The 6,038-nt window shown below is 68.0% G+C and carries 7 protein-coding genes; 6 read left to right on the forward strand and 1 reads right to left on the reverse strand.

The features are described from left to right. Positions 1-234: 234 nt before the first annotated feature. Positions 235-1,035 (forward strand): RNA polymerase sigma factor, encoded by an 801-nt coding sequence (locus ACH442_RS44485; RefSeq protein WP_396344226.1) that lies wholly within the window; start codon positions 235-237, stop codon positions 1,033-1,035. A 365-nt stretch (positions 1,036-1,400) separates the two neighbouring features. Next, positions 1,401-1,775, forward strand: coding sequence for a topoisomerase C-terminal repeat-containing protein (locus ACH442_RS44490; protein WP_396344227.1), 375 nt, complete (start codon positions 1,401-1,403; stop codon positions 1,773-1,775). A gap of 175 nt (positions 1,776-1,950) precedes the next feature. On the opposite strand, the gene ACH442_RS44495 is transcribed toward ACH442_RS44490, so the two are convergent. Next, entirely contained in the window at positions 1,951-2,304 is a 354-nt protein-coding gene (locus ACH442_RS44495; protein WP_396344228.1) for a hypothetical protein, read from the reverse strand. 57 nt (positions 2,305-2,361) lie between these two features. Between ACH442_RS44495 and ACH442_RS44500 the strand changes: the two genes are divergently transcribed. From ACH442_RS44500 to ACH442_RS44515, 4 genes are all read left to right on the forward strand, one after another. Continuing rightward, a complete protein-coding gene (locus ACH442_RS44500; RefSeq protein ID WP_396344229.1) occupies positions 2,362-2,670 on the forward strand; it encodes a hypothetical protein in 309 nt (102 codons plus the stop codon). A 759-nt stretch (positions 2,671-3,429) separates the two neighbouring features. After that, positions 3,430-4,407, forward strand: coding sequence for an RNA polymerase sigma factor (locus ACH442_RS44505; RefSeq protein ID WP_396344230.1), 978 nt, complete (start codon positions 3,430-3,432; stop codon positions 4,405-4,407). A gap of 202 nt (positions 4,408-4,609) precedes the next feature. Continuing rightward, a complete protein-coding gene (locus ACH442_RS44510; protein ID WP_396344231.1) occupies positions 4,610-4,816 on the forward strand; it encodes a hypothetical protein in 207 nt (68 codons plus the stop codon). Between the two features lie 179 nt (positions 4,817-4,995). Continuing rightward, positions 4,996-6,006 carry a tyrosine-type recombinase/integrase gene (locus ACH442_RS44515; RefSeq protein WP_396344232.1) on the forward strand — a complete coding sequence of 337 codons (1,011 nt, stop codon included), beginning with the start codon at positions 4,996-4,998 and terminating at the stop codon, positions 6,004-6,006. Positions 6,007-6,038: the final 32 nt, after the last annotated feature.

Here is a 6,038-nt window from a genome sequence, read left to right on the forward strand (position 1 = left end):
CGCAGATTCCGATGACGATGAAACAGAAGATGAGGAACCGGGCTCGTCCCGACGACCGCCGACGCATGACATCTCCCTGGCTCGTGGAGTAGTTGCCGAAGCTGTAGGTCGGCCCGCGCCGTGAACCCCGCACCATAGAATGTGGCCTATGTCACATGGCCTGTCCGTGGGGTTCCGCGACGGGGCTGACCTATCAGGACATGAACGATCACCGACAAGCGCGGGAGCGTGAGCATGGCTGAAGAGGCGACAGCGCGGCATGCGCCAGACGCAGCGCCTCCTGCCTACGGGCGCCCAGCCGCGCAGGAGTTGGCGCGTCCCACCGACGGATGCCCAGCCGCCGATCAGTTGCCCCCTCATACCCACGGGCGCCCGGCCACGGAGGAGCTCGCGGATCGCCAGGTCTGGCAGAAGGCCATTGACGATGGGCTCGTCGGGCCCGACTACGAGCGCCTGATGAATGACCTGGCGGGGTATGGCTTCCGTGTCTGTCAGGCGTGGTTGGCGACCGGGATGATGTTCCGCGAGTGCGCTGCCCGCGGCCGCCCCATAGGAGCACCGCCTCCGGGGTTGACCCCCGATGACCGAACCGAACTCGCGCTGGAGACGGTCGCGTATGCCGTGCGCGACTTTAAGGCGTTCGCGCTGGAACTATCCGAGTGGGATCCTCGAAAAGGATCGTTGACTACCTACTTCATCGGGTCCTGCATCAACGCGTTTCCCAACGTGTTTCGCCGTTGGCAGCGCGAGGAGGCCTCCTGGCGACCGATCACCCGTGGTGACGGTCATGAGGACATGACGAGTTTGCCGGACGCGACGCCCGGGCCGGAGGTTCAGGTCATCGGCCAGATGGAGCTGAAACGCCGGTTAGCTGCCATGGGCGTGCGTACCGCCGTGGCCCTCGTGTTGATCAGCGAGGGGTTCAGCTACGCGGAGATCGGTGAGATCTTGGATGTGACTGGCCGGGCCGTCGAGGCACTCGTGTACCGGCATCGCCGGGAGATCCTGAAAAGGGGGAAAGGCGATGTTGCCTGACGAGGTTTTCAAGCAGTCGTCCGTCGGCCGGCTGGGCCAGGATGTTCCACAGGAACTCATCGACGAGGTGTTGCGCCGCGCGGGAATCCGACGCGCCGAGAACCCACCCGCCGAGGATAGTTTCAGCAGGCTCGCCCAGGAACTTACCGAACTTACCGACAAGCCGTTGCCCCCCCCGAGGAGTCCGGCGCGCTAAGACCTCACCCGCCGAGGACTGGCTCACAAGGTCTGCTCAGAGGCTCATCGACATCGCTGAAGCGGAGGAAGATCAGGCCGACATCGATGGCACCTGGGAAGCCCGGCGCACGGAAGCCCAGCGCGCGGAACGGGCCCGGAAGCGGGCTTGGGACCTTTTGGGTCGACAAGTGGTCACCGATCTGGGCAAAGACCCGGTGACCGGTCGCACCGTGACGCTCAAGGGCACCCCGAGGCGGGCAAATAGCTATGTTGTGGTCAGCGGTGATCAGGAGGTTCCCCTGTTCAGCCGACCCGAGGATCTCACCCTCGATCATGCGCTGCGGCTGTTGAGCCTTCCGCGGGTGCTCGCCACAGACTCCGACGGTGTCAAGGTCTTCGCGGATACCAACGATCAGTACGGGCCGCACATCTCGTACGGCGATGTCATCCGCCAGCTCAGGACCGAAGAGCAGATCTTCACCATCACTCTGCGTGAAGCGATTGCTCTGCTGAGGGGTAGGAGACAGCGGACCTCGACCGCCGTCCGCAAGTCTGACTCGTAGGGGTCAAACCGGGTTGGCTTTGACTACGCCCTCGTGGTGGTGCCCTCAGCTTGTCGTTTAGCCTCTGTCCCGCTTCCGGACGCCGCTGCGGACCAGATCGCTGACCACCACGTTGCGCGCCGACCAAGACGAGGGTGTCGGCAAGAAATGTGCCACCAAGTCCAAACGGCGGTGATCACCGTGCTTCGGGAGAGTCTGGCCGTTGAGTTGACGCCCGATCAGGTGGTCGCGGGCAGCGGGTCCAGGTCGAGCGCGGTGAATGAATCGGCAGCACCGTCTGTACTGGTCCCAGCTGATGCTCGAAGGTCACCGTCGTGCTCTTCACCAGCTCGGGCGGCACGTGCATGCCGTGCTGTTCATAGGCGCTGACCGCCGCCTGCAGCGCGTCGGCGAGGGCGGTCAGCAGGAGGTCGTCCTGAGCCTGTCCACCGTTGGTCAGCACCCGGTTGATCTCCTCCAGCAGTGATATGCAAGCTCTTTCGACGTCCGGGCCAGGCAAGGTGATGCGCTGCCTGATCTCGTGGCCCATGCGGGTGAGGTAGGAGTCGAGCGACCCATCTGAAGGAAACTCGGCCTCCTGGGCGGTGTGAGCGCGCAGCTGGTTGCGTTCGATCTGCTCGCTGAGCTGGGCCGGGTCCTGCTCGACCGGCCGCTGCGCGAGCGGCGGGCGCGGCTGCAGCAGCTGCTCGACGCAACGCCGCCGGCGCTGGTGCTGTGCCCGCAGACCACCGACGTGGCCGAGGGGCGGGCATGGATGCGGGATTGGGCAGCCACTGGAGTGGAGGGCCTGGTGGTCAAGGTGCTGGCCGGCCGATACACGCCGGGGCGGGCCGGGTGGAGCAAGTACAAGACCCGGCTGACCACCGAGGCGGTGATCGCCGGGCTCACCGGCTAGGTGAGCGCGCCGCGGTCGGTGCTGCTCGGCCGGTTCGACGAGCACGGCCGGCTGCGGTGCCCGCACCGGCCAGATCGCTGCGTTTCAGCAGGAGGATCTCGCCGGTCTGCTGTGCCCTGCTGCCGCGCCGTATCCGTGACCGGTACCGTTGCCGGGCTCCTGGTGCGGGCCGGCCGGTCTGCGGGACGCGATGCGCTATCTGCCGATCGAGCCTCTGGTGGTTGCCGAGTTCCAGGTCGACGTTGCGTTCGAGCGGGGCCGGGCCCGGCATCTGACCGCTACCTGCGCCGCCGCGGCGATCTGCAGCCGGGCGATCTGCCGTTGTGGTCACGCGACGCACTGGCGGCATGAGACCGCACTGACCTGCGGTTGCCGGGAAAGCGCGGCCAGGTTCGCTCCGGGGGTTACGCGTAGGGCAGGTGAACGTCGTCGCGGGCGCCCAAAACTTTTTCCGCGGCTTGGTAACGGTTCTCGGTCATTCGTGCCCGTAGAGAGCAAGAACGCCAGCGTGGTCGATGCTCGGCGTAGTCTCGCGCGGAGGTTGGACGTGGACGGGCACTCATGGTTGACCGTGATGGAGTGGGCAGCGCGGCTGGGAGCTTGGGCGGTGATGGTGGCCGCGCGGCAGCGGCCGGCGGATTCGCACGCTGCGGTAGTCCGCGTGCTGCGTCATCTCCCCGCGGGCGGGGAGGCCGGTGGCACCTTGCCGGGTGGCGCTAGCTGGTATGTGCGGCTCCCACCGACCGACGAGGGACGAAAGTGACGACCACTGATCGCTTCGGCGTGCAGGAGTTCGTGGTCGCCCACGAGCGGGCTCTGCTCGCCTTTGCCCAGCGCCAGCTGTCGAAGTACCGAATCCCCTCCGGCACCCTGCAGGCCGAAGACGTCGTCCAGTACACCTTCCTCGAACTTTTCGAGCGGTGGATCGAGATCCGCAAGCCCGAGCACTACATGTTCACAGTGGCTCGGCGCTACGTGCTGCGGGCCGCCCGCGAGCGACAGCATTTCACCGGGGCACCGTACGACGAGGTCTCGGCGCTCGAGCTCTCCGTACAGCCTGCTACGCCCGAAGAACAGCTTGTTGCCCGGGCCCAGACGGACCAGATCCACTGCGAACTGGGCAAGCTGACGCCACGACAGCACCACGCTGTACGCCTGCTTGTCCTGCTCGGAATGTCGAGAGCCAGCGCAGCGGCGACGATGCAGGTTGCGGAGGGCAGCCTCTCCGCTCACCGCGACCGAGGCCTGGAGAAGCTCCGCAGCGGTCTCAGTGGCTTCCTGGCCGTGATCATCGTTGTCGCCGTCGTTTTCGGTCTCTTGCCGGGGGACGGGCACGACGTTCTTGCCGCGGCGGCGAGGTGGCTCTACGAACTGCTGAGACTCCAGCCGCGTTTTCTGGGGGTGCCGGAGCCGGTGTGGTGGGTGGCGCTGGCGGCACTACAAGTGGCGGCGATGGTGCTGGTCCGTAGGCAGGTGCCGACCGCCGAACTCGCCGATACCGTCCAGGCATTGCAAGCCGCGCGTTCCAGCGGGGTCCACCTCTACGAGGTTAAGAACGACGCGGAGCGCGCCGTGCTCTTGAACTTGCTGTCCTCCATGCATCAGGCCCTCGCCCGGTTGCCGAAGAGGCAGCGGGCGAGGCTTCTCAAGGAGGCAGGCCTGCGAGACCTGGGGGACTTGGTGGGTAGCGCGCCGCATGTATCGCCGGTGAGACGCCGGGTGCGCGGGGGGAGATAGCCGGATCAGCGGTACGGGCAGTGGCCCGTACCGGCTCGAAAACGTGGAGGCCTGACCCTCACGAGTGGGGCGAGGCTGGAGGGTGCCGTCGGGCACCTGATTCCACGCGGCGCCATCTCGTCGCTTGATGCCTCCATAACTGATCTTATGGAGGCATCAATTGGGCTTTTCCGGCTCGCGGGCGCCCGCCACGCTCGACACCATGACCACCGACCCGCCGCCGGCCCTATCCGGCCGCGGCCGGTCGCCGCTGGGCCGGCTTGGCGTCATCGCCGGCTTCCTGCTGGGCACCATGGCCGCAGGCATCCTGGTCAACCTCCTCAGTGACAACCCCACCTGCGCCGCCCGCGCACTGGTCGCCGGCACCGGCCTGGCCGCCGCTGCCAGAGAGAGGCAAGAAGAGCGGTGACGTCTGAACCCCATGAGTGAGCGTCACCCTATGAGTCCGAGCCCTGCAGCCCACGCGATTCGAAGGAGTACTTCGTGCGCGACGATCCCGCCGCAGACACGGCACCCACCGCGCTCCGAACGGTCCCGCATTCTGGAGGACGAGGTCTGCAGGCGCCTCCACGGGCACGAGCGGCCGGCGTGATCGCCGGCGAGATCCTGCCCGCGATCGGAATGGGCACCTCCGTCAACGAGCTTGAGCAGCTGCGCCGCGAGTGGCGGATCGGGTACCGCTCGAAGAACACGCTGGCCGCGTACGACAGGGACCTGACCAACTGGCTGACCTTCCTCGAGCACTCCGGCATCGACCCGCTCACTGCCGCCCGTACCGTGCACGCCCACGCCTGGCTGGGCACCCTGGAAGCCGCCGGCGAGGCCCCGGCCACCCGCGGCCGCCGCCTGGCCGCGGTCAGCGCGTTCTACAGGTGGCTCATCTCCGAAGGCCACACGGAGCGGGCCAACCCGGCCGCGATCGACCCCAAGCGCAAACCCAAGCCGCCCCGCTCGCCGAAGACCGCCTCGCTCACCCGCGACCACGCCCGGGCGCTGCTCGCGGGCGCCGACGCGGACACCGGCCCGCAGGCGCTGCGCACCGCGGCGATCGTCGCCGTGCTGCTGATGTGCGGGCTGCGCGTCTCTGAACTGGTCGGCGCCGACGTCGACGAGCTCGGCCAGGACCGCGGCCACCGCGTGCTGCGCTTCACCGTCAAGGGCGACGCCGAGCACGTCGTCGCCCTGCCCGCCCCCGTGCTCGAGCGCCTGGACGCCTACCTGGCCAGCCGCGACGACCTCGGCGGCGACCGGCTGCCCGTCCCGCTCGGCGGCGCCGGCGCCCGCACCCGCCGGCCGCTGTTCGTCACCGACTCCGGCGGCCGCCTCGACCGCGGCGCCATCTGGCGGCTGCTGCGCCGGCTCGCCAAGACCGCCGGGATCACCGTCGTGATGAGCCCGCACGTACTGCGCCACACCTACGCCACCCTCGCCCGCGACGCCGGCGTCCCCCTCGACGACGTCCAAGACGGCCTCGGCCACGCCGACCCACGGACCACCCGCCGCCACGATCACGGCGGCGTACGACTCGACCGCTCACCTAGTACGGCAGCCGCCATTCGTGATCATGGCTGGAGTTCGAGGGTGAGGCGGCGGGCATAGTGGGCTCGTCTGGCTCGTGCCTGGTGACGGCG

Source organism: Actinoplanes sp. NPDC020271, assembly GCF_044388125.1.
Taxonomy (GTDB): Bacteria; Actinomycetota; Actinomycetes; order Mycobacteriales; family Micromonosporaceae; genus Actinoplanes.

What these genes read in the sequence shown, in the direction of transcription:
- ACH442_RS44485 (WP_396344226.1), top strand. Translation starts at nt 235, where the DNA reads ATGGCTGAAGAGGCGACAGCGCGGCATGCGCCAGACGCAGCGCCTCCT.
- ACH442_RS44495 (WP_396344228.1), bottom strand. Translation starts at nt 2,304, where the DNA reads ATGGGCCACGAGATCAGGCAGCGCATCACCTTGCCTGGCCCGGACGTC.
- ACH442_RS44510 (WP_396344231.1), top strand. Translation starts at nt 4,610, where the DNA reads ATGACCACCGACCCGCCGCCGGCCCTATCCGGCCGCGGCCGGTCGCCG.